Origin of the sequence: Pseudomonas sp. HMSC066A08 (assembly GCF_001813025.1) — a bacterium.
GTDB lineage: Bacteria > Pseudomonadota > Gammaproteobacteria > Pseudomonadales > Pseudomonadaceae > Pseudomonas > Pseudomonas aeruginosa.
On record NZ_KV811246.1, the window covers coordinates 1 to 313 of the forward strand.

Here is a 313-nt window from a genome sequence, read left to right on the forward strand (position 1 = left end):
GTCGGGCCGGGCAGGCGCATGATTTCGTCGGGCGTCATCAGCGGTCGCTGCACTTCCTGATAGCTGCGCGACACGTTGTCGAGGACGGCACCGAACCGCTTGCCCGAAGTCGTCACCTGCTCTTTGACGACGGTGGTGGTGCCCGTCATCTTCGACATCCATTCGGCTGTCTCGACCTTGTTGGGCGCGTAGGCGATGCGGACGTGGCAGTTGGAAATGATGCTTTCGTAGTTTGAATAAGCCTTGTAGAGCTGCTGCACGTCCTGCGTGATGAGGTAGGCTTTCATGCCGTAACCGGCGATGTAGGCCAAGG

At 59.4% G+C, this 313-nt stretch carries 1 protein-coding gene; it reads right to left on the reverse strand.

What is annotated here, in order from left to right:
* Positions 1–313 (reverse strand): type IV secretory system conjugative DNA transfer family protein (locus HMPREF2886_RS02935; RefSeq protein WP_168172011.1); only part of this gene is annotated, 313 nt, incomplete at both ends.